Annotated in this window: 19 protein-coding genes; 8 read left to right on the top strand and 11 right to left on the bottom strand. The window is 72.0% G+C overall.

The window, feature by feature from the left end; translation table 11 throughout:
• Window positions 1–72: 72 nt before the first annotated feature.
• Together IC605_RS01865 and IC605_RS01860 are read left to right on the top strand one after the other, a co-directional pair.
• Window positions 73–1,497: an NADH-quinone oxidoreductase subunit M gene (locus tag IC605_RS01865; RefSeq protein WP_216318098.1), complete on the top strand. Its 1,425-nt coding sequence runs from the start codon at window positions 73–75 to the stop codon at window positions 1,495–1,497.
• Window positions 1,498–2,958, top strand: coding sequence for an NADH-quinone oxidoreductase subunit N (locus IC605_RS01860; RefSeq protein ID WP_216318096.1), 1,461 nt, complete (start codon window positions 1,498–1,500; stop codon window positions 2,956–2,958).
• A 91-nt stretch (window positions 2,959–3,049) separates the two neighbouring features.
• Here IC605_RS01860 and IC605_RS01855 read toward each other — a convergent pair whose 3' ends face one another.
• Together IC605_RS01855 and IC605_RS01850 are read right to left on the bottom strand one after the other, a co-directional pair.
• A complete protein-coding gene (locus IC605_RS01855) occupies window positions 3,050–4,513 on the bottom strand; it encodes a sensor domain-containing diguanylate cyclase (protein ID WP_216318092.1) in 1,464 nt (487 codons plus the stop codon).
• Window positions 4,497–6,005: a FecR domain-containing protein gene (locus IC605_RS01850; protein WP_216318089.1), complete on the bottom strand. Its 1,509-nt coding sequence runs from the start codon at window positions 6,003–6,005 to the stop codon at window positions 4,497–4,499. Before IC605_RS01850 ends, IC605_RS01855 begins: the two co-directional genes overlap by 17 nt.
• A 57-nt stretch (window positions 6,006–6,062) precedes the next feature.
• On the opposite strand from IC605_RS01850, the gene abc-f reads away from it, so the two are divergent.
• Both abc-f and IC605_RS01840 read left to right on the top strand, forming a co-directional pair.
• A complete protein-coding gene (gene abc-f, locus IC605_RS01845) occupies window positions 6,063–7,937 on the top strand; it encodes a ribosomal protection-like ABC-F family protein (protein ID WP_216318086.1) in 1,875 nt (624 codons plus the stop codon).
• Window positions 7,938–7,971: 34 nt separating this feature from the next.
• Window positions 7,972–8,538: a hypothetical protein gene (locus tag IC605_RS01840; RefSeq protein WP_216318082.1), complete on the top strand. Its 567-nt coding sequence runs from the start codon at window positions 7,972–7,974 to the stop codon at window positions 8,536–8,538.
• Window positions 8,539–8,544: 6 nt separating this feature from the next.
• On the opposite strand, the gene IC605_RS01835 is transcribed toward IC605_RS01840, so the two are convergent.
• The 7 genes from IC605_RS01835 to IC605_RS01810 all read right to left on the bottom strand — a co-directional run bounded on the left by IC605_RS01835 (window position 8,545) and on the right by IC605_RS01810 (window position 15,209).
• Entirely contained in the window at window positions 8,545–9,879 is a 1,335-nt protein-coding gene (locus tag IC605_RS01835) for an erythromycin esterase family protein (protein ID WP_216318079.1), read from the bottom strand.
• A 4-nt stretch (window positions 9,880–9,883) separates the two neighbouring features.
• The gene (locus IC605_RS01830) at window positions 9,884–10,546 is read right to left on the bottom strand and encodes a phosphoribosyltransferase (RefSeq protein WP_216318077.1); all 663 of its coding nucleotides are present in this window, start codon (window positions 10,544–10,546) and stop codon (window positions 9,884–9,886) included.
• 163 nt (window positions 10,547–10,709) lie between these two features.
• A complete protein-coding gene (locus tag IC605_RS24980) occupies window positions 10,710–12,359 on the bottom strand; it encodes a hypothetical protein (protein ID WP_216318074.1) in 1,650 nt (549 codons plus the stop codon).
• 160 nt (window positions 12,360–12,519) lie between these two features.
• Window positions 12,520–12,837: a nucleoside/nucleotide kinase family protein gene (locus tag IC605_RS24380; RefSeq protein WP_246580250.1), complete on the bottom strand. Its 318-nt coding sequence runs from the start codon at window positions 12,835–12,837 to the stop codon at window positions 12,520–12,522.
• Window positions 12,838–12,981: 144 nt separating this feature from the next.
• Window positions 12,982–13,191 (bottom strand): nucleoside/nucleotide kinase family protein, encoded by a 210-nt coding sequence (locus IC605_RS24375; protein WP_246580249.1) that lies wholly within the window; start codon window positions 13,189–13,191, stop codon window positions 12,982–12,984.
• On the bottom strand, window positions 13,188–14,408 hold the full coding sequence (locus tag IC605_RS01815; RefSeq protein ID WP_216318071.1) for a toxic anion resistance protein: 1,221 nt from the start codon (window positions 14,406–14,408) through the stop codon (window positions 13,188–13,190). The genes IC605_RS24375 and IC605_RS01815 overlap by 4 nt, the downstream gene beginning before the upstream one ends.
• A gap of 57 nt (window positions 14,409–14,465) precedes the next feature.
• The gene (locus IC605_RS01810) at window positions 14,466–15,209 is read right to left on the bottom strand and encodes a T9SS type B sorting domain-containing protein (RefSeq protein WP_216318069.1); all 744 of its coding nucleotides are present in this window, start codon (window positions 15,207–15,209) and stop codon (window positions 14,466–14,468) included.
• Window positions 15,210–15,340: 131 nt separating this feature from the next.
• On the opposite strand from IC605_RS01810, the gene IC605_RS01805 reads away from it, so the two are divergent.
• The 4 genes from IC605_RS01805 (at window position 15,341) to IC605_RS01790 (ending at window position 19,931) form a co-directional block, all read left to right on the top strand.
• On the top strand, window positions 15,341–15,931 hold the full coding sequence (locus IC605_RS01805) for a hypothetical protein (protein ID WP_216318066.1): 591 nt from the start codon (window positions 15,341–15,343) through the stop codon (window positions 15,929–15,931).
• 63 nt (window positions 15,932–15,994) lie between these two features.
• Window positions 15,995–16,285: an Asp-tRNA(Asn)/Glu-tRNA(Gln) amidotransferase subunit GatC gene (gatC, locus tag IC605_RS01800; protein ID WP_216318064.1), complete on the top strand. Its 291-nt coding sequence runs from the start codon at window positions 15,995–15,997 to the stop codon at window positions 16,283–16,285.
• The gene (gene serS / locus IC605_RS01795) at window positions 16,285–17,577 is read left to right on the top strand and encodes a serine--tRNA ligase (protein WP_216318062.1); all 1,293 of its coding nucleotides are present in this window, start codon (window positions 16,285–16,287) and stop codon (window positions 17,575–17,577) included. The genes gatC and serS overlap by 1 nt, the downstream gene beginning before the upstream one ends.
• A gap of 416 nt (window positions 17,578–17,993) precedes the next feature.
• On the top strand, window positions 17,994–19,931 hold the full coding sequence (locus tag IC605_RS01790) for an endonuclease (RefSeq protein ID WP_216318059.1): 1,938 nt from the start codon (window positions 17,994–17,996) through the stop codon (window positions 19,929–19,931).
• Between the two features lie 54 nt (window positions 19,932–19,985).
• On the opposite strand, the gene IC605_RS01785 is transcribed toward IC605_RS01790, so the two are convergent.
• Window positions 19,986–22,295 (bottom strand): FTR1 family protein, encoded by a 2,310-nt coding sequence (locus IC605_RS01785; protein WP_216318057.1) that lies wholly within the window; start codon window positions 22,293–22,295, stop codon window positions 19,986–19,988.
• The gene (locus IC605_RS01780) at window positions 22,295–23,323 is read right to left on the bottom strand and encodes an imelysin family protein (protein ID WP_216318055.1); all 1,029 of its coding nucleotides are present in this window, start codon (window positions 23,321–23,323) and stop codon (window positions 22,295–22,297) included. Before IC605_RS01780 ends, IC605_RS01785 begins: the two co-directional genes overlap by 1 nt.
• Between the last annotated feature and the right edge of the window lie 78 nt (window positions 23,324–23,401).

The raw sequence follows: 23,401 nt of genomic DNA, 5'->3' as shown, positions 1-23,401 counted from the left end.
CACCCCCGGCCCCTCTCCCACGAGGGGAGAGGGGAGCAGGCCCTTGACTCCCGGTTCCCTGCGAGGCTCCCGATGATCCACCTGATGATTTTTCTGCCCCTGCTGGGGAGCCTGCTGCTGTTCGCCGTGCCGCCGCGCTGGCGGGAGGAAGTGGCGGGCTTCTTCGCGGCCCTGACGCTGGGCATCGGCCTGCTGATCTGGCGCGGCGGCGGCTCGGAACTGTTCAGCGTGCCGTGGGTCCCGGCGCTCGGCATCACGTACTCGGTGGCGCTCGACGGGGTGAGCCTCACGCTCGCGCTCGTGACGGCCTTCATGTCCTTCGTGGCGGTGCTGTACGCGGCGCGGCGGGTGAGCAATCCGGGCACGATGCTCTCCCTGGTGCTGGCGATGGAGACGGGCCTCATCGGCATCTTCGCCGCGCGGGACCTCGTGCTGTTCTACGTCTTCTTCGAGGACGCGCTGCTTCCGGCCCTCCTCATGCTCGCCATCTACGGCAAGCCGGGCCGGATGCGCGCGCTGGTGAAGTTCGCGGCGTATACCCTCTTCGGCAGCCTCCTTATGCTCCTCTCGATCATCGGCGTGAAGTACTACGGCGGGAGTCCGACCTTTGCGCTGGCGGACCTCGTGCAGAACCCGGTGACGGGGACGGCGCAGACGTGGCTGTACCTCGGTTTCCTCGCCGCGATGGCGGTCAAGCTGCCCCTCTGGCCCATGCACGCCTGGCTGCCCGACTTCCACGAGCAGAACCACGACAGCGGCGTGCCGGACGTGATGGGGACGCTCTACAAGGTGGGCGGCTACGGCATCTTCCGCTTCGGGCTCACGCTCTTCCCGGACGCCTCGGAAGCCCTGCGCCCGATTCTGATGGGGCTGGCCGCCTTCACCGCCCTCTACGCGGCGTGGATCGCCTTCCGGCAGACCGACTGGAAGCGGCTCCTCGCGTACGCGGGGCTCTCGCACATGGGCTTCGTGGGGCTGGGCGTGTTCAGCCTGAACGAGACGGCGACCATTGGGGCGATGTACCTGCTCGCCTTCCAGAACGTGTACACGGGGGCGCTCTTCCTCTCGGTGGGGATGCTCCAGGAGCGGATCGGCAGCCTGAGCACCCGCGTCGGCGGCGTGATGACGCAGGCGGGCGCACTCGGCGGCATGACGATGGCGCTGTGGTTCGCCTCCATCGCGGTGCCGGGGCTGGCGGGGTTCATCGGGGAATTCAGCGTGTTGCTGGGCGCGTTCCAGGTGCAGCCGTGGATCACCGCCGTGGCGACGCTTTCGGCCATCGCCGCCGCCGCGTACGCGCTGACGGCCTTCCAGACGACCTTCTGGCAGGGGCGCCCGCTGGGTTCGGTGCGGGTGTGGGACGTGCGCGGGACCGAGTGGCTGGTGCTGGGGTTGCCGCTGGCGGTGGCGGTTTTCTTCGGGGTGTATTCCGCGCCCGCCCTGAACCTCATTCAACCCGCCGTGCGCGGGGTGCTCGCCACCCTGGGGGGCCAGTAGATGCTGCAAGTTCCCGACGTAGCCCTCGCGCCGATGCTGCCCATCCTGATCGTGCTGGCCGGGGCCATCGCGAGCACGGTGCTGGGCTTCAACCTCCCGCGCCGGGCACTGACGATCATCAACCTCGTGATGCTCATGCTCAGCGGCGTGAGCATGGTGACCCTCTGGAGCGGCCCCGGCGAGGTGCCCCTCACGGCCTTCGGCGGCTCCCTCCAGGCCGACAACGCCGCCCTGCTGCTGGGCCTGACCATCCTGGTCGGCAGCGTGATGACCCTGCTCGTCAGCCTGGACACCGCCTACCGCGCCCGGGTGAGCTTTCCCGAGTTCGACGCGATGCTGATGTACGCGGTGACGGGCACCCTGATCATCGCCTTTTCCGGCGACCTGATCACCATGCTGATCGGGCTGGAGATCATGAGTCTGGCGAGCTACGTCCTCGCCACGCTGCAAGACTCGCGGCGGGCGGAGGAGTCGGGGCTGAAATACTTCCTGCTGGGCACGGTGGGCAGCGCCATCCTGATCTACGGGATCGCCCTGGTGTACGGCGGGGCGGGCAGCCTGAACTACGCGGCCATCGCGGCGCAGACGGCCACGCTCACGCCGGGCAACGTCGGCATCCTGATCGGCGGGGCGGTGCTGCTGCTGGCGGGCTTCGGCTTCAAGGTCGCGCTCGCGCCCTTCCACCAGTGGACGCCCGACGTGTATACGGGGGCGCCCACCAGCGTGAGCCTCTTCCTGAGCACGGTCGTCAAGGTGGCGGCCTTCGCGGGGATGCTGCGGGTCTTCAGCGGGGCCCTGGCCGCCGCGCCGGGCTGGGCGTCCACCCTCCAGATTCTGATCGCCGCCACGCTGATCATCGGGAACGCCGCCGCGCTCTTCCAACCGAATTTCAAGCGGATGCTCGCGTACTCGGCGGTGGCTCACACCGGCTTCCTGGCGATGGCGCTGCTCGGCACCGCCGAGGTGGGGGGCGCGGCGCTCGGGTACTACCTCCTGATCTACACCCTGATGACCGCCGCCGCCCTCGCCGTCGTGGCCGCCCTGCAACGGACGGAGGAGGGCATGACGATCAATGACCTGCGCGGGCTGTACTACCGCCACCCGGCCTACGCCGCCGCCCTCGCCGTGTGCCTCGCCTCGCTGGCGGGATTGCCGCCCTTCGCGGGCTTCTTCGGCAAGTACCTCGTCTTCCAGGCGGCCTTCCAGAACGGGTACGTGTGGCTCTCCGTTCTCGCCGCCCTCGCCAGCGTCGCCGCCCTGGTGTACTACCTGCGCCCCGCGATGCTGATGTTCATGCCCGACCGCACCCCCGCCCGCGAGTACCCCCACGGCGAGCGCACGCCGACCACCCTCACCGTCGCGCTCGGCGTGGTCGGCGTGACCGTGCTCGGCATCCTGCCCAACCTGTGGTACGGGTGGGTGGCGGTGCCCGGCGTGTGGGGGGCGCTGGCGGGGAGGTAGGGAAGCCGTCAGCTCTCAGCGATCAGCCGTCAGCGAGCTGCTGGCGGCTGTCTTCCTGTTTTTGCTGAGGGCTGACGGCTGACCGCTTTCCCTACTCCCGCCCCTCCCGCCTGAACTTCATCCGGTAGCGGTTGCGGCTGGCGGCCTCGATGAGTTCTTCGGGGCTTCGGACCTCGGAGTCGGTGGTGGCGGCGCCGAAACTCACGCTCAGGGGCACGTCGCGGTAGGTGAGGGTGTCCAGCGCCCCGCGCATGGCGTCGCTGATGAGGGCGAGGTCGTGTTTGTCGGCGTTGTCGAGGAGGACGGCGAACTCGTCGGGGCCCCAGCGGAAAATCACGTCGCCCCGGCGTCTGTGCGAGCCGATGCGGCCCGCGAGGTCGCGCAGTACCTCGTCCCCGGCGAGGCGCCCGTAGACCTCGTTCACCTTGCGAAAACCGCTGAGGTCCACCAGCAGGAGCCCCAGCGGCCTGCCCTCGCGGCCCGGCCAGCGGTGCTCGACGGCGCGGGTAAAGGCCAGACGGTTGCCCAGCCCGGTGAGGGGGTCGCGGGTGCCGAGGTTGCGCAGGTTCCACCAGCGTTCCAGCGCGACGAGGGCCGTGCCCAGGATGGCGGCGACCGATACGGTGACGCCGGGAAAGAGCACGTTCACGAGCCACAGCGGCACCGCCAGTCCCAGCGTGACGAGCGCGAGGCCGAAGCCCCACAGCCCGCGCGCGAGCACCGCGCCCACGGCGGCGGCCACGCACAGCAGGGCGGTCAGCCAGAGTGGCAGCCAGCGGAAGGGAGGCCCCAGCAGGCTCGACACCGCCCGCGCCTGGAGCAGCACGCCGGGCACCGCCCTGCCGCTCACGTCGCTCAGCCCCGGGCCGACGAGACCGGAGGCGGTCAGGCCGATGAGGACCACCTTGCCTTGCAGGTCCGCGAAACGCACGTTGCCGTTCACCACGTCGCGGAAGGGAAGGACCGGCAGCCCGCCGGACTCGGCCCGCACGGCGCGCAGGGGCTGGGGCCGCGTGTCGAGGGGCACGGGCTCGCCCGCCGCCACCGCCACCTGCCGCGCGAAGCTCGGCTCCAGGCGGCCGCCCTCCGTGACGTAGGCGGTCTGGAAGGAGCGCACCACCCCGCCCGGCCCGAGGTTCAGGGCGCTCACGCCGGTGGGGGGGGTCCACTCGGGGGGCACCGCGCTCGCCTCCCCGGGTGCGGTGGCGAGCACCACATTGGGCCGCGAGAAGGTCTCGGCGAGCGCCGGGCCCGAATTGCCCACGCCCTCCAGCAGCACGTCGAGGCCGACCGCCCGCGCGCCCGCCTCGTCGAGGGTCCGCAGCGCCTCGCCGTACAGCTCGGGGGGCCAGCCCGAAAGCCGCCCGTAGTCGCGTAGAGAAGCGTCGTCGATGCCGACCACGACCACCCGGGGGTCGGGGGACGTGGGCAGCGCCCGGTTCACGGCGTCCCACAGCCGCTCGTTCGTGGGCATCAGCAGCGCGAGGCTCAGGCCCAGCACGGCGGCGGCGGGCACCGTGTAGCGCGCCAGCGAGCGCTCAGGAGAGGTCGGCATGGCTCTCGTTTCCCGCCTCGTCCCGCACGCTCACGCGCAGGGGCGTCCCGGGCGCCGGGGCGGGCAGCAGCAGCCGGAAGTCCCCGGAGACCTGCCGGGTGAAGGTCGACCCCCCCACCCGCGCCGTGAGGGTCAGCCGCCCCGCACCCGCGTCCCGCGCCGTCCCCGTCAGGGTCAGCACGTTGCCCGACCGCACGGCGCGCACCCCGCCGAGCGCGGGGGCCGTGCGGTCGATCACGACCGTCTGCCAGCGGGTCGCCGCCTCGCCCGCCCGCTCGGCGCTCACCCGCACGGTGTAGGTGCCCTCCGGCAGGGGCGGGGTGAGCCCTCCCAGCCGGAAGCGGTCGCCCTGCCGGGTGAGGCCGACCCGCCGTCCCGCGACGGTCGCTGTCACCCGGGCGTCGGGCAGGCTGCGCGCGGTGAGCGTCAGGTCCCGCAGGGGTCCGGTGGGCGGGTCGACTTGCAGGGTCAGGAGGCGGGAGGCGGGCGTGATCCCCCCCGTGCCGCCCGGCGCGGTTCCTCCGCTGGGCGCCGCGTCCCCCTCCAGCACCCGGACCCGCCCGCCCGCGTCCACCCGGAACTCCGTGCCCCGGGCGGCGGTGCTCACGACCGGGGTGCGCAGTTGGGGACGGCCGGGATCGCTCGGGGCACCCGGCACCACGTTCCAGGCGCTGCCGCGCGTGAGTTGCAGGGTGACCTCGCGGCCCGGCCCCGTCCCCTCCGCCCCGATGGCGCTCAGCTCGCTGTGGGACTGGAGGCGCAGGTAGCCGCCGCTCGCCGTGAAGCCCACCTCCGCCCACGAGCCCTCCCCGGTGGCGAGGCGCTCGCCGGGGTCGAGGGTCTCGCCGCGCCCGGCCGGGCGGTTCTCGGCGCCGCGCACCACCCGCACGGTGCCCCGGGTCGCCTGCACGGTGGCGTCGCCCGTCCCGGTGAACTGGGCGGCGTACCACGGGTCGTCCTCGCGGAAGGGGGTCACGGCTCCCGAGGCGAGGTCGAGCTGTTGCCCGGCGTTCACGGTGACGGTGCGGCGGCTCAGGGCCACCCGCGCGCTCCCCGCGGTGACGGCGACCCGGCGGGTGATGTTCCCGCGCAGGTCCACCCGCGCCCGCCCGGGGCGGTCCATCACGACGTGGCTGCCCCGCACGTGGACGGCGACCGGGCCGTCGAGCACGAAGTTCCCCTCCTGGAGATTGGCCTCCTGCCCGATCACGCCCAGCCGCGAGGCGCTCGCCAGCAAGACGCTGCCCGTGACCTGCCCCCCGGAGCCCGTGACCCGCGCGCGGCCCGTGCCCACCCGCAGCCCGAACGGCACGGCGGGGGTCCCGCTCGCCGCCCGCCACACGTTCCCCGGCCCGAGCACCTCGGCGCGGCCCGAGAGGTACTGCACCCGCAGGGGCGCCCCCGCCGCCGGGGCGGTCTGGGCCAGGCCCGCGGTCAGGACGCCCTGGGCGAAGAGGGCCCACAGGCCCGTCCAGGCGGCGGTTCGTCTCACGCCCCCCAGTCTAAAGGGAAACTTAAAGTTCGAGAAGGAGCCCCTATACTGCCCCCCGTGCTCGTCGCCGCCGTGGACGCCACCAAGGAATATGGCCCCCTGACCGTGTTGTCGGGGGTGAATTTCGCCGTCCAGCCCGGCGACCGGGTGGGTCTGGTGGGCCGCAACGGGGCCGGGAAGAGCACCCTGCTGAGGCTGCTGACGGGCGAGACCCCCCCCGACGGGGGTACCGTCCGCCGGGCCCCCGGCGTGCGCGTGCGGGCGCTGCGCCAGGACCCCACCTTCCCGCCGGGCGCGACCGTGGAGGGGGTGCTGGAGGCCGCCTTCCACGACCTCGACGCGCTGGAGGCCGAGCTGGAGCGGGCCGCCGGGGCGATGGCGGACGGCACCCCGGAGAGCGTCCTGCGCCACGAGGAACTGCTCGAACATTACGCCCGCCGCGGGGGCTTCGAGCGCCGCAGCCGCCGCGAGGCCGTGACCCTCGCCTTCGGTTTCCGGGGGCGGGAGGCGGAACCCGTGGGCGGCCTCTCCGGAGGGGAACGCACCCGCCTCGGCCTCGCCGCCCTCCTCGTCGAGAACCCCGACGTGCTGCTGCTGGACGAGCCGACGAACCACCTCGACATCGTGATGGTGGAGTGGCTGGAGGGGTTCCTCGCCCGTTACCCCGGTGCCGTCCTCGTCATCAGCCACGACCGCGCCTTTCTCGACGCGGTGACGCGGGAGACGGCGTATCTGCGGGGCGGGGGGCTGAAGGTCTACCCCGGGAATTACTCCACCTTCCGCGAGACGCTCGCCGCCGACCTGGAGCGGCAGGCGGCGCAGGCGGCGCAGGACGCCAAACAGATCGCCTCCCTCCAGGCGAGCGCCGACCGCATGAAAATTTGGGGCCTGGGGATGAGCAAGCTCGCCCGCCGCGCCAAGGCGATGCAGGCGCGGGTGGACCGGATGCAGTCTCGCGCCATTTCGGCCCCGCCGCCGGGGGAGCGCACCACCCGCATCACCTTCCACGCGCCCGAGAGCGGCGACGTGGTGCTCGACGCCCGGCACGTCACCCGCCGCGTGGGAGGCCGGACGCTCTTTTCGGATGTGAACGTCCAACTGCGCCGGGGCGACCGCGTGGCGATCATCGGGCGCAACGGGGCGGGGAAGACCACCCTGCTGCGTGCCCTGCTCGGCCTCGACAAGTCCGACGACCCCCGCGCCCGGGTGATGACGGGTGCCCGCGTCTCCGTCGGCTACTACGACCAGGCGCTGCGCGGCGTGGACCCCTCGCAGACCCTCTACGACGTGGCGCGCGAGTACGTCCAGAAGGACCCCGAGGCACACGACCTCCTCGGCACCTTCATGTTTCCCTACGACCAGCACGACAAACCCGCGAGCATCCTCTCGGGCGGCGAGCGGGCGCGGCTGGCCCTCCTCAAGCTCGCCCAGGAGGACCACAACCTCCTCGTGCTGGACGAGCCGACCAACCACCTCGACATGGAGATGGTGGAGGCCCTGGAGGACGCGCTGGACACCTACACGGGCACGCTGGTGATGGTCAGCCACGACCGCGCCTTCATCGAGGGGCTGGCCGACCGCATCTGGCTGATTGAGGACGGGCAGTTTTACGAGTACCCCGGCTGGGCCGACTACAAGGCCAGACACCGCCCGGCGCAGGTGGCGGAGGTCAAGCCCGAGCCCAAACCCGTCCCCGCCGCCCCGAGGGGCAAGGGCCTGTGGCACCTCAAGCGGGAAGTGGAGGCCATCGAGGCGGAGATCGCCCGGCTGGAGGCCGAATTGATGGATGCCCAGGCCGCCCTCGCTTCTGCCACTCCCGAAGCCGACTTCGCCGTGTTGGGGCAGACCGCACACGATCTGGAGGTTCAGTTGGAGGCCCGGATGGAAGTCTGGGGCGAGAAGCAGGCGGAGGTGGAGGCGCGGGGGGGGTAAGCGGGGGGTCAGTGGGTCGTGTCCAAATCGGGAGATGCGACTCCTTGTTCCGTTGCTGGCTGGCCTGACGACCGTGGCCCAGGCGAACACCTACGCGCCGCCGAGGCCGCTGCTGGTGGGCTCGGACTCCGGCTCCTACGGCTTCAAGCTGCTGCCGCGCGGGGTGGACGAGAGCCAGGCCTCGGCGCGGGAGAGCTGGGGCGAACTCGTGCAGCTCCAGCCCGACGGCACCCTCAAGACGCTCTGGAAGCGGCGGCTGGTCAACACGCCTGCCCGTGTTTACCTCAGCCCGCGCGGTCAAGTCGTCACGCTCGACAACCATGCCGGGTATGGCAGCCCCCGTCACGCCGTGGTGGTCTACGACCCCAAGGGCCGGGTCACGGCGGACCTGAGCTTCGTGGAGGTGGTCCCAAACGCTTCCGACTGCCGTGCGTGCGGCTCAATGGACGGCCCCTTCCTGAGTTGGGGGTATCAACCCAAGTGGGTCTTCTACGGCAACGACGTTCACCTGGCCCTGCGTGACGCAAAGGACGAGGGCCCAACGATCAATCTCATCACCGGGAGACTCAAAACGCTCTGGAACGGCCAGCCTCGCTCCTGAGTTCGGTCACTCCCCCACCGGATACGTGTCGGGCACCTCGTCCCCCGCGTCCCCGGCGTCCGCGTCCAGCGGCACCACCGCACTCGTCTCGTCGAAGTAGAGCAGCGCGTCGTACATGTCGGCGGGGCGGGTCTGGACGTAGTGGCTCCAGCGCTCGGTCTCGGGGCGGTAGATCACGCCGATAAAGCGTTGCAGCCGCTCCTCGCGCAGGGCGTCGGTCGCGGCGTTCCCTGCCCGCAGGTCGAGCCAGAAGCCCGCCTCGCCGACCTCGTGGCAGAGGGCTTCCAGGCTGCCTTCCAGGCCGGGGCGCACACGCTTCGTCCGGGCAGGTTCGTCCCAGTCGTCGGAGGCGGTCACCGTGCCGTGGTGGGTGCTCAGGCCGATGATGTACGTGTCGTCCGGCCAGCGCTCGCGGGTGAGTTGCCCGAGGTTGAGTTCACCCCGCCGCCAGCCCATCTCGCTCGCGCGGGCGTCCCCGAGGTGCGAGTTGTGCGCCCAGACGACGATCTTTTGCGGTCGGCCCTGCCCCTCGCCGTGTTCGACCAGCGCCTCCAGCGTCTCGGCCATGTGAGTGTCGCGGATGTTCCACGACTCGTCGCGGCCCCGGAACATGGCGCGGTAGTAGTTCTCGGCGTTTTTCGCCAGCCGCGCGTTCTGCTCAGCAAAGAAGTGCTCGTCGCCGCCCAGCGGCCCGTGCGCGAGTTCGGCCTCGCGGTGCTGGAGTTCGAGGAGTTGCGCGACGGCGGCGTCCTCGCAGGGCTCCCGGCGCCCGTACTCGGTGGCGTAGCCGTATGCCTGCGGGTTCTCGCCAAAATGGTCGAAGCACGAGTAGCGTTTCCTGGCCCGCCCCGCCGCCTCGGGGTCCACCGCCTCCAGGTAGGCGACGACCTCCCGCGTGGAGCGGTGCAGGCTGTAGAGGTCGAGGCCGTAGAAGCCCGCCTCCGCCCCCGGATGCCGCTCGTTGTGCCCCCGCAGCCAGTCCACGAAGTGCCCCACGTCCTCGTTGCGCCACATCCACCTGGGAAACCGCTGGAAGTCGCCCAGGGCTTCGGGCGCGCTGCCGTCCTCGCCCTGCCCGCGCACGAAGCGGTTCACCCGGTAGGCGTCGGGCCAGTCGGCCTCCACCGCGACCGCCGTGAAGCCGCGCTCCTCGATCAGGCGCCGGGTCAGCCGCGCCCGCTCCCGGTAGAACTCGTGGGTGCCGTGCGACGCCTCGCCGATCAATACGAAGCGCGCGTCGCCGATGCTCTCCAGCAGGCCGTCGTCATCGTCGGAGGCGCCGGTCAGGGGGTGGCTCACTGCTCGGAGGGCCGGGGCGAGATCGGATCGGGTGCGGGTCATGCCTTCACTCCTGGGATGGGGGGAGGGCGCAGAGCGTCAGCAGCTCGCGCACCTCGTCGTCGGTCGTCTGGCGGAAGTCGTCGTAGAACTGGCCGACTGCCCCGAAGTGCGGCGGGGTGAGGAGGCAGACCACCTCGCCCGCCTCGACCTCCAGCGCCCGGCAGACCCCGGGCGGGGCGACGGGCACGGCGACGACCACCCGGGCGGGACCGAGGGGCCGCAGGGCGAGGAGGGCCGCGCGCATGGTGGCGCCCGTCGCCAGCCCGTCGTCGATCAGGAGGGCGGTGCGGCCCGCGACCGGGGCGGGGGTGCGGCCCTCCCGGTAGGCCCGCTCGCGGCGTTCCAGCTCGGCACGTTCCCGCCGCTCGACCGCTTCCAGAGCCTGCGGGGACACCCCCGCGCGGCGCAGCAGGTCCTCGTTGAGCACCCGCACGCCGCCGGACGCGACGGCGCCCATCGCCACTTCCTCGTAGCCGGGGAGGCCCAGCTTGCGGACGAGGAACACGTCGAGGGGAGCGTGCAAGGACCGGGCGACCTCGGAGGCGACGGGCACGCCGCCGCGCGGCAGGGCGAGGACGGTCGCCTCCGGCCACGCGCCCAGGGCGAGCAGATGACCGGCAAGGCGACGCCCCGCGTCCCGGCGGTCGAGAAAGCGGTTGTGCGTCATGGGGGACCTCGCCCCGATTGTCGGCCCCCCCTCCCGTTCCTGCCAGTCCGCGTCACTTCATGGCGCGTTGGTGGGGCGTTCATAGCCGGGGCGCGGGGTCGGACGTGGCAGAAAAAAAGCGCCCCCGGAGGGACGCTTTGATAGCAGGGGCCGGGAGCCGGGGTTACTGGGGGGGCGCCGCGTCGGCCGTCGCGATCTCGAAGCGCGCCACGTTGCCCTGGGGGTCGAGGCTGAAGACGAGCGTCCACTCGTTGTTGGGGTCGCCCTCGAAGGTGACGGTCCGCACGTAGGAGGTCACGCCGTCGTTTTCGATCACGGCCTCCTGAACGAGGCTCGCCTCCGGCCCGTAGGTGTCGCGCCCCGAGGCCCGGAACGCCTCGAAAGCCGGGAGGTCGCCCCACGGCGCCCGCGCGGAGGGCAGGAACGTCGCCCAGAGCTGGTCGAGCCGGTTCTGGTACAGCAGGGTGGTCAGCTCGCGCCCACGCGCCAGGGGAGAGACGGTCGCCGGGGCCGGGGTCTCCGCCGCCGGGCCCTCCGGAGCCTCGGGGAAGGCCCCCCGGGGAGCGGACGGCGTGGCGGGCGCCGCGTCCCCGAGGGCGGCCGATACCGGGGGAACCGGAACGGCCTCGGGCGCCGCGTTCCGGGCAACGGCCCCGGCCCCCTGGGCTGTGGAAACCGCCGGGGCGGGGTTCGCCGGAGTCGGCCGGGGCGCGGCGGCGCCGGGAGTCCCCGTGGCGGCCGGGCTGGCCGGACGCGCCGCCGCCTGCGGGGTGGGCCGGGAGGAAGCAGGCGCCGTGGCCCTCGGGGGATTGGCCGCAGCCGGGGTCGCCGGTCGTGTGGCGGGCGTGGTGGCCTGCGGGGCGGTCCGGGGAACTGGGGTCCGGGTGGCGGGGGCGGCACTGGGGGACCTCACGGTAGCCGGGGCCGCCTGACGCGCGGTGGCCTGCGGGGTGGTGGGGACCGCCGGGGTCCTTGAGGCGGGGGCCGCCGCACTCGGCCGCGTGGCCGTGGCCGGGCTCGCCTGACGTGTGGCCTGCGTCGGCGCGGCGGGCCGGGGAGCCGGGCGGGACGCGGTGGCCGTGCCCGTACGCGGAGCCGTGTTCCGGGGAGTTGTCGCGGCGGGTACGGCCTCGGGGCCCGCGAGCTGCGCGGCGGTCGGGGCGGCGCTGGCCGGACGGGAGGGCGGAGTTGTCCGGGCCGTCCCCGTGGGCGCGGCGGGCAGGGCCTCAGGGCCCGCCGGACGTGTCGCCTGGGAGGCCGTGGGCTGGGGTGCGGACCTCGCCGCCGCACTCTGCGCCGGGCGGGGGGCGGTGGGCGCCGTGGGCCGGGCGGGCGCCTGTTCCCGGGAGGGTTGGGCGGCCACGGAAGGGCTGGAGGGCCGCGCGGGGGGTGCCGGGGTGCTTGGCTTCGCCGCCGTGGCCCTTGCCGTCTCTCGGGTGATGACCACTCCGGGGGAGGCAGGGGTGGTCGAGTCGGCGGGCCTGGTTGCCGCTACCGCCGAAGGAGCTGCCGGACCCGTCGCGGGGCGTTCGGCGGGACGGGCGGCCAGGGGTGCCGTCGGGACCGTCGCGGGCTCCTGCGGGAGAGCGGTCTCGTCCGGAAGGAGCTCGTCGGGGAGCGGCTCCTCGGCGAGGGGGGCCTCAGGCACCGTCTCCTCTAGACTCTGCGCCGTGGGCGTGACGGGAACCCCGCCGCCCGTGGGCGTGATCACCCACCAGGACAGCCGCTGGCCGACCAGCAGGATGCCGAGGGTGATCAGGGCGGCGATGAGGCAGAGGGCCACGGCCTCCTTCCAGTTCTCCTTCCAGTACATAGTGGACCTCCGCGTCGGTGGGGTTGACCGCCGTTATAGGGCAAGCCGGACCGGGCAAATGCGACCCTCATCCGCGCGCCCTGACACCCGACCGAAGATGCACCTTCCCGGCGGCGTGCGGGCATGAAGAAGGTGAGAACCCGCCCCGCGACCGTTACCGTCAGGCCACGGACGGCCCCGGGGCGAAAAAGGGCGCTTCCAGGTCATTATTGTCCACGATCACGCCCGCGTACTTCCCCGGCTCAGACTCGCGGAAGTACAGTCGGTGGCCCTCCACATAGCGGCGGTTGGACCCGGCGAGCGGGTCGGGAGAGCCCCAGCCCGGCCCTCTGGAGGCCCCGCGCGGCACCGAAACCTCGAAGTCCACATGCAGGAACACCGAGTCGTCCCACACGTCCCGCAGCTCCGGGCGGTGCAGGAACAGCCCGTCGAGCAGGAGGAGGCTGCCGGGTTCGGCCTGGCGTTCCGGCGTGTCCACGGGCGAGTCGGTCCGGTGGTCGAAGATCGCCGTCCGGTCCGTCAGCGAGCCACCCGGCCCCAGCGGGTCGAGGAGGGCCGCCCGCAGGCCGGGGTAGGCGTAGGAGTCGCGGTAGAAGCCCTCTGGAGAAGCACGGCCCCGGCTTTATCGCGTGGCCCTCGGCGCGTGGAAACCGTCCACCGAGGCGCGGATGACCGTTCGGCCCCGTTCCCGCAAGACCCCGGCGAGTTCGTCCGCGAAGGTCGTCTTGCCCGCCCCGTCCACGCCGTCTATCGCCACCCGCAGCACGGGCGCGGCGCTCCGGGCGTCCAGCCGGGCGGCGAGGTGATCCAGCAGCGCCCGCCGGACGGTCAAAGCTTCAGGTCCCCCTGCTCGGTCACGTTCAGCCCCTGCGCCACCTCGCGGGACGCGCTCTGCCGCTCGCGGTCGAGGTACGTCTGCGCCTGCCTGACCTCGCGGTCGAGGACCTGGATGGTGTCCTTGAAGCGGTCGAGCGCCTGGGTGCGGTAGGTGCTGATCGCGTCGAGCGCCCCGTACACGTCCCGGAAGGCGGCCTGGATGACCTCCGGGTTCACGGTCGCACTCCCCGCCTGACGCTGAATCTCGGTGGACTGCTGCCGCAGGAGGCTGGCGGTCGAGGAGATCATGTTGCCCGTCGTCTCGTTGATCGCCGTGACCTGCCCGAGCACCGCCTGCTGGGTGCCGAGCGCCTGGGCGACCATCAGGGCGGTCCGCAGGGCGCTCACCGTCGTGGTCGTCGCCCGGTCCACCCCCTTGATGAGTTCGAGGTTGTTGCGCCGCACGAGGTCGAGTGCCAGGTAGCCCTGGATGCCCACCGCGAGCTGGGTCAGCAGGTCCGTCACGCGCTGCCGCACCGCGAACAGCAGCTCCTCGCGCACGACGCGGGCCTTTTCCGGGTCGGTCGCCTCCAGCGTCGTCAGCCGCGCGGTGAGGGCGTCGTCCACCGCCTTGCCGACGTGGGCGTACTGCCGGAGCTTTTGCATCGTCTCCCAGAGGTGGACCTTTTCGGTCTCGATGCTCGCGTTGTCGCGCCGCAGCTCGTCCTGCCCCCGGTAGAGCGCCTCCAGGATCGCGTTGAGGTGCGTCTGCGCGCTCTGGTAACGGTCGAGGGCATTCTGCGCCTTGCGGCCCCCCGGCAGCTTCCCGAAGAGGCGCCGGGCGTTCGGCGCGCGGCTGGGGTCGAGGTCCTCCACCGTGCGGCGCAGGTCGGTGAGGCCCCTCAGGATGGAACTGCCCTCGGCCAGGGCCCCGGCCCTCGTCGCCCGCAGCGGCCGTTCCAGCATCCGGTTCGAGACCTGGGCGGCGGCCCGCTGCTCGCTCAGGCCGAGGTCGTGCACGCTGTCGAGCTTGCGCTTGAAGGTCTCGCCGTGGGTGCCCGCTTTCAAGACGTCCTCGACGAAGGCGCGCGCCATCGTGTCGAGCCGGGCGCGGTCCTCGGGGGAGAGGGGCACCATCTCGGGAGCGTCCTGCGCCTGCACGGGCGTCACCGCCTCGGGGGCCTTCATCAGGGATTCGGGCGGCGTGAGGGGATCGGGCCTGGAGTCGCTCATAGGTCACAGTACGCCCCGAGCGGGGTCCGGGTTGCGTCCGGCGAAAGGGGGAGGGGGTCAGCGCGTGAGATTCACCCGTAAGTCGGGCGGGCGAATGACGAACACGCGGTTGTCGAAAGCGGCGCGCAGCAGGTAGGGGCCGGGCGGGAGGGGCTGGCCGTCCGGTCCGCTGCCGTTCCAAGAGAAGCTCAACACGTCTCCGGTCCGTCCGGGCGCGAGGTCCAGAATGCGGAGTTCAGCGGTGCAAACGCTAGGTGTTGGTGCGGGCCGTACGGTCTCGTCGTCGTCCGCTCGCCGCACCTCGAAGGCGAGGTCGCAGGCACCGTATTCGAGGTGCAGCCCCTCCCGCCCGGTGTTCGTCAGTCGCAGTGTCCACTGCCCGGCTTCCCCGGCGATCAGCGTGGCCGGGCCGCTCAACTCCGCCTGGTGGGGATGGGCGAGGGTGGTGCGGGGCGGAAGCGTCAGCACCGGGAGAATCGAGATGTGGGCGATGTCCACCGGGAGGCCCCTCGCCCGGAGCCGTCGCCCGGCCTGCGCCCTCTGCGCCTCGAAGTTCAGACCGATGAGCACCCGGCCCTCCGCCTCGTCGAGACCGAGAATCGTCCATCCCGGCAGCGTCTCCAGCGCCTCCCGGGCCGCTTCCAACTGCGAGCGTCGGTAGCCCGACGGGTAGACCGGATCGTGGGTCGAGTTGGCCGCCGCACTGCGGCTCAGCGGCAGCGCGGGGATCTCCCGCACCGTGATCGCGCCCGTTCCTCCCCCACAGGTCAAGGCGAGGGCCAGCCACATTCTCTTCGGCATAGCTCACCCTCTCTCACTCCATCTGACTGCGGATGAGTTCGGCAGGGCAGGTCGGGTTGCGTCCACCGTTCGGAGGAGGGCGGGCAGATGCGCCCCGCCGTCCCTCAGTCTTCCGGTACGCTCGACCCATCATGAACAGGCTCGCGCTCACCCTCCCCCTCGCCGTGACGCTCGCGGCCTGTGCCCCGGCGGCCGTCCGCACCGATGATGCCCGCCTCACGGCCACGGCCCGCACGCCGGGCGGCGCCTTCTCCTTCGACTGCAACCCGGCCCTGGACGCGCGGCGAAACGGCGTGACCCTCACCCTGGGAGGTCACACCTCCGTCTCCTGCCCGAGTACGGACGGTCGGGCGACGCTGGCCCTGTCGCTGTTCACCGTGACTGGCCCACCGCCCGTGGCTCCGGCCCCGGTGAGGCCCGTGCCCGTCCGGTCGGCGCCGATCAACCCGGCTCCCGTCCGCCCGGTCCCGTTCGAGCTGGCACCGGGGCCACCTTCCCCACCTCCACCTGCTCCGACTCCGACGACCGAGACGCGGATTCAGGTGCTGCTCGTCGTGCCGGGGACGGCAGGAAAGGCGCCGCTGACGTACTCGGGAGAGACCCGCCGAACCTCCCTCAGCCAGTGGAATCTGCCGTGGAGTCAGGGCCTGCGCGGCGAGTTCGACGCCGATCTGGGCGGGGGCGTAAGCGTGCGGGGAAGCGTCAACCTCGTGGGTGAATAGTTGCCGGAGCCTCCGCCGGACGGCGTATGAGTCCCCGGAGACGCCGCCCCTATACTCCTCTCCATGATCGACGCGGCCCAAGTCGAATACCTCGCGCAACTCGCGCGCCTGGAACTCACCCCCGAGGAGCGCGAGGCGATGCGAGCAGACCTGAACAACATCCTCGGTTATTTCGAGCAACTGAGCGAGGTGGACACCACGGGCGTCGAGGAGATGCAGCGCCCGGTGGACCTCGTGAACGTGCTGCGCGAGGACGAGCCCGGCGAGCGTTTCGCCCCCGGGGTGGTGGCCGCCCTTGCCCCCGAGATGCAAGAGGGCTTCGTGCGTGTGCCCCGGACGGTGGAGCAGGACTGATGCTCGACCTCAAATTCATCCGCGAGAACGCGGGCACCGTCAAGCACGCCATCGAGGTCAAGGGCGTCAACCTCGATCTCGACGACTTGTTGCGCCTCGACCGTGAACTGGTGGACCTCAGGCAGCGCGTCGAAGCCCTTCAGACCGAACGCAATACGAATGCCAAGCTCGTGCCCAAGGCGACCCCGCAGGAGCGCCCCGCCCTGATCCAGAGGGGCAAGGACCTCGCCGAGGAGATCAAGGCGCAGGAGCCCGCCCTGCGCGCGCACGAGGAGCAGCTCCGGCAACTGCTCCTGCGCGTGCCGAACATCCCGCTTCCTTCCGTGCCGGTCGGCAAGGACGACTCCGAGAACGTGGAACTGCGCCGCGAGGGCAAGCTCCCGGAGTTCACCTTCCCGCCCCTCGACCACGTGGAAATTCTCGAACGTCAGGGCTGGGCCGACCCCGAGCGCGTGGCACGGGTGAGCGGCAGCCGCTCCTACCTCCTCAAGGGGGACGCCGTGCTGCTGGAAATGGCCGTGCTGATGTTCGCTATGGACTTCCTGCGGGGGCGCGGCCTCACGCCGCTCAGCACGACCGCCCTCGTCCGACCCGAAACCCTCGTCGGCTCGGGCCACTTCCCGGGCGGCGAGGATCAGGTCTACAAGATCGAGGGCGACGAGCTGATGCTGGCGGGAACGGCGGAGGTGCCGGTCAATAGCCTGTACGCGGGCGAGCAGCTCTCGCTCGACCAACTCCCACTGGCCTACGCCGCGCTGAGCGCCGCCTTCCGCTCGGAGGCCGGGTCGGCGGGGCGGGATGTGCGCGGTCTGATCCGCGTCCACGAGTTCCGCAAGGTCGAGCAGTACGTGATGTGTCGCGCGGACGAGGCGGAGGGCCTGCGCTGGTTCGAGACGCTCTTGGAGAACGCCGAGGCGATGTTGCGGGCCCTCGAACTGCCCTACCGGGTCGTCCAGAACTGCACGGGCGACATGGGCGCGGGCAAGGTGCTGATGTACGACATCGAGACCTGGGTGCCCAGCGAGGGGCTCTACCGCGAGACCCACTCCTGCTCGTACCTGGGCGACTGGCAGGCCCGCCGCACCGGGCTCAGATACCGCGACGAGCACGGCAAGCTGGTGTACGCGCACACGCTGAACAACACCGGGATCGCCGCCCCGCGCATCCTCGTGCCGCTGCTCGAAAACCATCAGCAGGAGGACGGGACGGTGCGGGTGCCCGCCGCGCTGCGCCCCTACCTGGGCGGGCGCGAGGTATTGGGTGTGCCGGTGCAGGAGGGGGCGACGGCGTAGGCTGTCACCCTCCGGCTTTCGGGTTAAGATCGGCATGTCCCGCGAGGGACAGGGCGCATGACAACCGGGGAAGAGCGGGGGGAACAACGAACGGAGCGTGGAAGCGCCCGGATCGTGACTCCGGGCGCTTCGGAAAGGGGGTGGTCGCTGTGGGAAACCGCCGACAGCGTACCAAAAAACCCCGCCGGAAACCACCTAGCCTGGCCCAGATCGCCGTGTTCCTCACGGCCCTGGGCGTGGTGCTGAGTGGTCTGGCGGCCCTCATTCAAGCCCTGAGATAAGCCCTCTCGCCCCCCGGTTGCGCCTTTTTCAATCCAGCTCTCGGAGAGTCAGGTCAGGTGGCCTGGCTCTTTTTCCGTTCCGTCTGGACTGGGTGCACGCTCCCCTCCTCACTCCCTACCCTTTACCCTGCCCCTATGGACATTCCGCGTGAGGTGCTGGCGCAGACGCAGGCGCGCTTCGTGAGCCGTGACCCGGAACGGGCGGGAACCCTGGATCGCCTGAACGTGGGAGGGCCCCTGGCCGCTGACTCGGTGGAGCGGGTGGAGACCCGCCTGACCCGCCTCGGCGTGCCCCTGCCCGATGCCCGCGCCCTCGCCGAGGGGCACGAGGACGTGACCACCGTGGCCGCCCGCCTCCCCGAGCCCACCCGCCTGGGTCTGGAGCGGGTGCTGGGCACGAACGACCTGCTGGGGGTGGCGTACCTCGACCTGGCGCGCTCGGTGTCGCGGGCGGTGGGCCGGGTCGTGTTGCGAAGCGAGCAGGGACGGACCATCGGCTACGGCACGGGCTGGCTGTGCAGTCCGCGCGCCATCCTCACCAACCACCACGTGCTGGAGAGCGCCGGGGACGCCCGCCCGTCCGTCATCGAGTTCAATTACGAGTTGCGCCCCGACGGCACCCTCACCGACCGGGTGACGTTGAGCCTCGACCCCGACACGCTCTTTCTGACCTCGGACACGCTGGATTACTCGCTCGTGGCGGTGCAGGGGGACACCTCCGCCTTCGGGTGGCTGCCCCTGATCGGCACGGTGGGCAAGGTCCTCGTCGGCGAGGCGCTGAGCATCGTTCAGCACCCTTCCGGCGAGCCCAAGCAGGTCGCGCTGCGGGAAAACCGGCTGGTGGACCTCCTCCCCGACTTCCTGCACTACGAGACGGACACCGCGCCGGGGTCGAGCGGCAGCCCCGTCTTCAACGACACCTGGGAGGTCGTGGCCCTGCACCACAGCGGCGTACCCCGCACGGACAGCCAGGGCCGGACGCTCCGCCGCGACGGCCAGCCCGCGAGGCCCGGCGACCCCGACACGCTGATCGACTGGATCGCCAACGAGGGGGTGAGGGTCAGCCGGATCGTGGAGGACCTGCGCACCCGGCAAGGCGCGGCGGGCAACGCGCTCATAGCCGAGGTGCTCGCCGCCAACCGCCCGCCCGTGGTGGGCTCGCCCGTCGCCTCGTCCCCTCCCACCGAGGCGGCCCCCGTCCTCGACCTCGGCGCCCTCAGCGTCGGCCCGGACGGCGTGGCGAGCGTGCCCGTCACCCTGCGCCTGCGGGTGGGCGGGGGAGAGGCCCGGCGGCCCGTCACGCCCGACCGCCCCTACCTCGACCCCAAAGATGAAGAGCACGCGGCTGCGTACTACGCGGGCCTCCCGACCGACGGCACGCCCCAGACCCGCTTCCTGGCCCTCGCGGAACTCGTGCGGCGGACACACGCGAGAACGCCCGGCTACGATCCGGCGGACGAGGTGTACCCCTGGGTGGACCTCTGGCCGGACGGGAAGCTCCGGAGCCTCTACAGTGCCCGTGAGCACGCGCCGGAGGATTTGATCGCCGCCGACCGGACCGCGCGGGAGCGCCGCCTCACCCTCGCCGCCCGGGAGGGATTGGGCGTGGACGCGCTGGAGGACGCCATCCCCTACAACTGCGAACACGTCGTCCCCCAGTCGTGGTTCGGGAAGCGCGAGCCGATGCGCGGCGACCTGCACCACCTCTTCGCCTGCGAGCCGGACTGCAACTCGTTCCGGGGGAATACCCCGTACTTCGACTTCCCCGACTACGGCGAGGCCCTGCGCTCCGACTGCGGCCGCCGCGATCCTGGCGAGTTCGAGCCCGCCCACGGCAAGGGCGCCGCCGCCCGCGCGACCCTCTACTTCCTGCTGCGCTACCCCGGCGTGGTGCGCCAGTACGGGGAGCGACACCTGGGGACCCTCCTCGCGTGGCATGGGGCCGACCCGCCCGGCGACTGGGAGCGGCACCGCAACGCGGCCATTTTCGAGCGGCAGGGCAACCGTAACCCCCTGATCGACCACCCGGAATGGGGCGCAGAGGTGGACTTCAGTGAGGGGCTGGGGAGATAACAGAGCAAAGGAAAGGCCGGGCATCCCCACCCGGCCTTCCTCTTGAAACCCCGCTCAGGGCTGCGTGCTCGGCGTTCCCGCTGCCCCCCGCGCCTCGCGCCGCTTGGCCTCCAGTTGCCGCGTCTTCACGGCCTCGGCGGCGAAGTAGCTGCCCACCACGGCGATGGCGGCCACGACCTGCGCGATGATCCCTTCCCAGGTCGGGTACATGCCCAGCCACAGGCTCGCCCACGAGGGGAACTCGAAGCCCAGCGGGTGGACCGGGAACCAGCCCACCAGTTGCAGGACGTGGACGGTGTTGCCCACCATCACGGCGAGCACCGCGCAGATCATCATGCCCGTCCACACCAGAAGCTTTTTCATGGGGAGGCGGGCTTGCAGGGCGAAGACGAGGACGCCGACGCCGACCACGCTGATAAGGCCCAACCCGGTGCCCGTCAGAACCGGGGCTACGCCCGATTGCAGCACCAGCGATTGCAGGAACAGCACCGTCTCGAAGCCCTCGCGGTAGATGGAGGTGAAGCCCAGCACCGCCAGCCCGATCCACTGCCCGGTCTGCGCCACCCCGCCCACCGTCAGGCCGTGCTTGTGCTTCTGGAAGGCGGCCATGCGGTCGGTCCAGTACACCTGATGGAAGAACCAGTTCATGATCAGCAGCAGCACGGCGATGGCGACCACGCTGACGACCGCCTCCAGCTTCTCGCCGTAGCGGGCGAAGAGGCCCAGGGTGCCGCTCAGGACGAACCACGTGACGGCGGTGGCGAGAAAGGCCCCGGCGGCGCCCAGCCACATCGGGCGGCGCAGGTGCCTCACCTCCGGGCGGCGCAGGCTGCCCATCAGCGCGGCGAGGATCAGCACCGCCTCCAGCCCCTCGCGGAAGACGATCACACCCGCGTTCGTCGCCACGGCGGCGGGGGCGACCTCGGTGCCCAGCATCCGGGCGGTCTCGCGCAGGCCGTCTTCCAGCTCGGCGCGGGTCGCGCGGAAGCTTGCCACGTCCCCCCGTTCGCGGATCAGCCGGGCGAAGCCGTGCGGGCCCTGGCCGTTCCAGAAGAGGTTTTCCAGCCGCAGCTTGAGGTCGGGGGCGAAAACGGCGATGCGGGCTTCCGCGCCGCTCTCCAACGTGGCGTAGGCGTCCAGGCGGGCGGTCTCGGCGGCGGCCCAGTCCCCGGCCTCGGCGGCGGAGACCACCGCGTCGAGCTGGGTGCGGATCACGCCGAGGTCGGCATTCGCGTCGTGCGCCTGCCACGCGGCGGGGAAGGCCGAGCGGACCTGGCCCAGCAGCGCGTTCACGTCCGCCTCGATGCTGGCGGGAGCGGGAGCGTCCCGGTGGGCGGCGGCGCGGTCCAGGCCCGCCTCCAGCCCGGCGAAGCCCGCGCGCAGACTCTTCGCGTCCGTTCCTGCGGGCAGCAGCGGTGCCAGGTCGGTGAAGGCGGCCCGCGCGCCTGTCAGGAAGGTCTTGGCCTCGGTGACCTCCAGGTCGCTCGTGACAACCGGGGTCCCGCCGCTGAGCTTCACGCCCCGCCCGTACTCCACGGGCACGAGCGCGAGGAAGCGGGTGACCTGCCCCGCCCGCGCCCGGGTCTCGGCGGCGGAGAGGGGGGCGGCGCGGAAGCCTTCGAGGTCGGCCTGCACGCGGGGGAGCGAGGCAGGGAGGGCGGCGAGGTCCGTTTCAAGGCGGGCCAGCCGCGCTTCTCCCCGTTGTTCCCGGTAAGCGGGGGCGAGGAGGGCGAAGTAACCGCGCGCCAGAGCGGCCTGCTCGGCGCTCCGGGTCCGCCAGCCCTGCGCCTGGGCCGTCTCCAGGTCGCGCAGCGCCCCGCCTAGCCGGGCCTGGTAGCCGTCGAGCACGTCGGCGCGCACGGCCTCCAGAGCGGCCCCCGGGGTGAGCTTCCCGGCTCCCAGCGCCTCGACCGCCCCCGTGGCGTCGGCGCTCAGGCGGGTGAAGGCACTCGCGGTGCGGAACTCGCGGGCGGCGAGCCAGTCGCGGGCGGAGGCGGCGTCTCCAGCCCGGATGCTCTTTTCAAGGCCCGTGTACGTCCCCGCCAGCAGCGCGGTCCAGGCGCGGGCACGGGCGGCGGCCAGGCCTGCCTCGTCGCCTGCCGTCGCCGCACGAACCGCCTCTTGCAGGGCGGCCTCCACGTCCCCGGCGGCCCTGGGATTCACGGCGGCCAGCGCCGGACGCAACTCGGCGGCGGCCTGCCTCGCCTCCCGGACCAGCTCAGCGGCCTGCACGCGGTCGAAGGTCACCTCGATCTGCGCGTCGGCGAGTCGGGAGCGCAGCGTCTCGGCGGGCGTGGCGTAGTCGGCGGCCAGGGCGGGGGAGAGGGCGGCGAGCCCCAGCGCGGCGATCAGGGTGCGCCTCATCACTCGACCTTCACGCCGAGGAGGGCGGCGGCCTGGGTAAGGCGGCCCGTGATCGCGGTCGCGCGGTTTTGCGCCTCCTCCTGCAAGGTGTCCGCCTGCTCGGGGGTGAAGCGCCGGGTGCGCTCCAGCCGCTCCAGCCGGGTCACGAAGGCGGCGAGGTCGTTCAGGCCCGAGGTGATCTGGGCGTCGAGAGCGGCATTCTTGGCCCGCACGTCCGGCCTGAGCCCCGCGTACATCGCCTGCCAGGAGCGCACGTTGCCGCCCAGGTCCGACAGGCGCGAGATCACCACGAAGTCGGTCCGGCGGCTGCGGTCCCCCAGCACGAAGCGGCTGGTCTTCCAGTTCTCGAAGAACACCGGGCCCACCGTGGGCACGTTGCCCGCCAGCGCCCCGAACACGTCCGCCTGCGTGGGCTTCCAGGCGGCGGCGGCCTTGCGCAAAGAGAGCGTCTGCCGGTTCAGCTCGGCGGCGGCGGCCTTCAGCACGTTCGCGTCGGGCAACCCGTCCCCGAAGTCGATCCGCCCGTTGCCGTCCACGTCGAAGGGCACCCCGCTCCCGAAGGCCTTCACGGTGCCCCACAGCGCCGCCTCGTTCACCCCGAAGAGGTTGCCGGGTTTGGCGAGCACCCTGCCGCTCGGCAACTTCAGGTCGAAGGGCACCACGTCCTCGCCCCCCTCGGCGGCGCTCGTGCCCGCGTCGAGGATCAGGTCGAAGTCGCTGAGCCCCTCCACCCCCGCCACGATGCCCTCGATGTCCTCGTACGCCGGGCTCGCCTTCGTCCACCCGGCCCGGGCCTCCTGCAACGCGGCGCGCACCGGCCCGGGCTGCGCGGCGAGCCTCCGGTAGTCGAAGTTCACGGCCTTCGCCAGCGCGTAGTAGCGGTCGGCGCCCCGCACGAGACCGGCGGTTCCGGCGGCCTGCACGCTCAACTTGCCGTCGAGGTACGTCTTGACGCCGCCCAGCGGGGCGGCCTGCGCTCCGCCCGAAACCGTCAGGATGAGCGTGAGAAGGGTCAAGGCTGGCTTCATGCCCCCAATCCTGAACATCCTGACTAATTTAGTCAAGATTTGGGCTCCACGCCCCTTTCGCCCCCGGGGCGTTACCCT

This window comes from Deinococcus aestuarii, from assembly GCF_018863415.1.
GTDB classification, from domain to species: domain Bacteria; phylum Deinococcota; class Deinococci; order Deinococcales; family Deinococcaceae; genus Deinococcus; species Deinococcus aestuarii.
The sequence above is the reverse complement of the archived record's forward strand: the minus strand, read 5'-3'. Positions and strand labels throughout refer to the sequence as shown.

What these genes read in the sequence shown, in the direction of transcription:
- IC605_RS01865 (WP_216318098.1), top strand. Translation starts at nt 73, where the DNA reads ATGATCCACCTGATGATTTTTCTGCCCCTGCTGGGGAGCCTGCTGCTG.
- IC605_RS01860 (WP_216318096.1), top strand. Translation starts at nt 1,498, where the DNA reads ATGCTGCAAGTTCCCGACGTAGCCCTCGCGCCGATGCTGCCCATCCTG.
- IC605_RS01855 (WP_216318092.1), bottom strand. Translation starts at nt 4,513, where the DNA reads ATGCCGACCTCTCCTGAGCGCTCGCTGGCGCGCTACACGGTGCCCGCC.
- IC605_RS01840 (WP_216318082.1), top strand. Translation starts at nt 7,972, where the DNA reads ATGCGACTCCTTGTTCCGTTGCTGGCTGGCCTGACGACCGTGGCCCAG.
- IC605_RS01835 (WP_216318079.1), bottom strand. Translation starts at nt 9,879, where the DNA reads ATGACCCGCACCCGATCCGATCTCGCCCCGGCCCTCCGAGCAGTGAGC.
- IC605_RS01830 (WP_216318077.1), bottom strand. Translation starts at nt 10,546, where the DNA reads ATGACGCACAACCGCTTTCTCGACCGCCGGGACGCGGGGCGTCGCCTT.
- IC605_RS24980 (WP_216318074.1), bottom strand. Translation starts at nt 12,359, where the DNA reads ATGTACTGGAAGGAGAACTGGAAGGAGGCCGTGGCCCTCTGCCTCATC.
- IC605_RS01815 (WP_216318071.1), bottom strand. Translation starts at nt 14,408, where the DNA reads ATGAGCGACTCCAGGCCCGATCCCCTCACGCCGCCCGAATCCCTGATG.
- IC605_RS01810 (WP_216318069.1), bottom strand. Translation starts at nt 15,209, where the DNA reads ATGCCGAAGAGAATGTGGCTGGCCCTCGCCTTGACCTGTGGGGGAGGA.
- IC605_RS01805 (WP_216318066.1), top strand. Translation starts at nt 15,341, where the DNA reads ATGAACAGGCTCGCGCTCACCCTCCCCCTCGCCGTGACGCTCGCGGCC.
- gatC (WP_216318064.1), top strand. Translation starts at nt 15,995, where the DNA reads ATGATCGACGCGGCCCAAGTCGAATACCTCGCGCAACTCGCGCGCCTG.
- serS (WP_216318062.1), top strand. Translation starts at nt 16,285, where the DNA reads ATGCTCGACCTCAAATTCATCCGCGAGAACGCGGGCACCGTCAAGCAC.
- IC605_RS01790 (WP_216318059.1), top strand. Translation starts at nt 17,994, where the DNA reads ATGGACATTCCGCGTGAGGTGCTGGCGCAGACGCAGGCGCGCTTCGTG.
- IC605_RS01785 (WP_216318057.1), bottom strand. Translation starts at nt 22,295, where the DNA reads ATGAGGCGCACCCTGATCGCCGCGCTGGGGCTCGCCGCCCTCTCCCCC.
- IC605_RS01780 (WP_216318055.1), bottom strand. Translation starts at nt 23,323, where the DNA reads ATGAAGCCAGCCTTGACCCTTCTCACGCTCATCCTGACGGTTTCGGGC.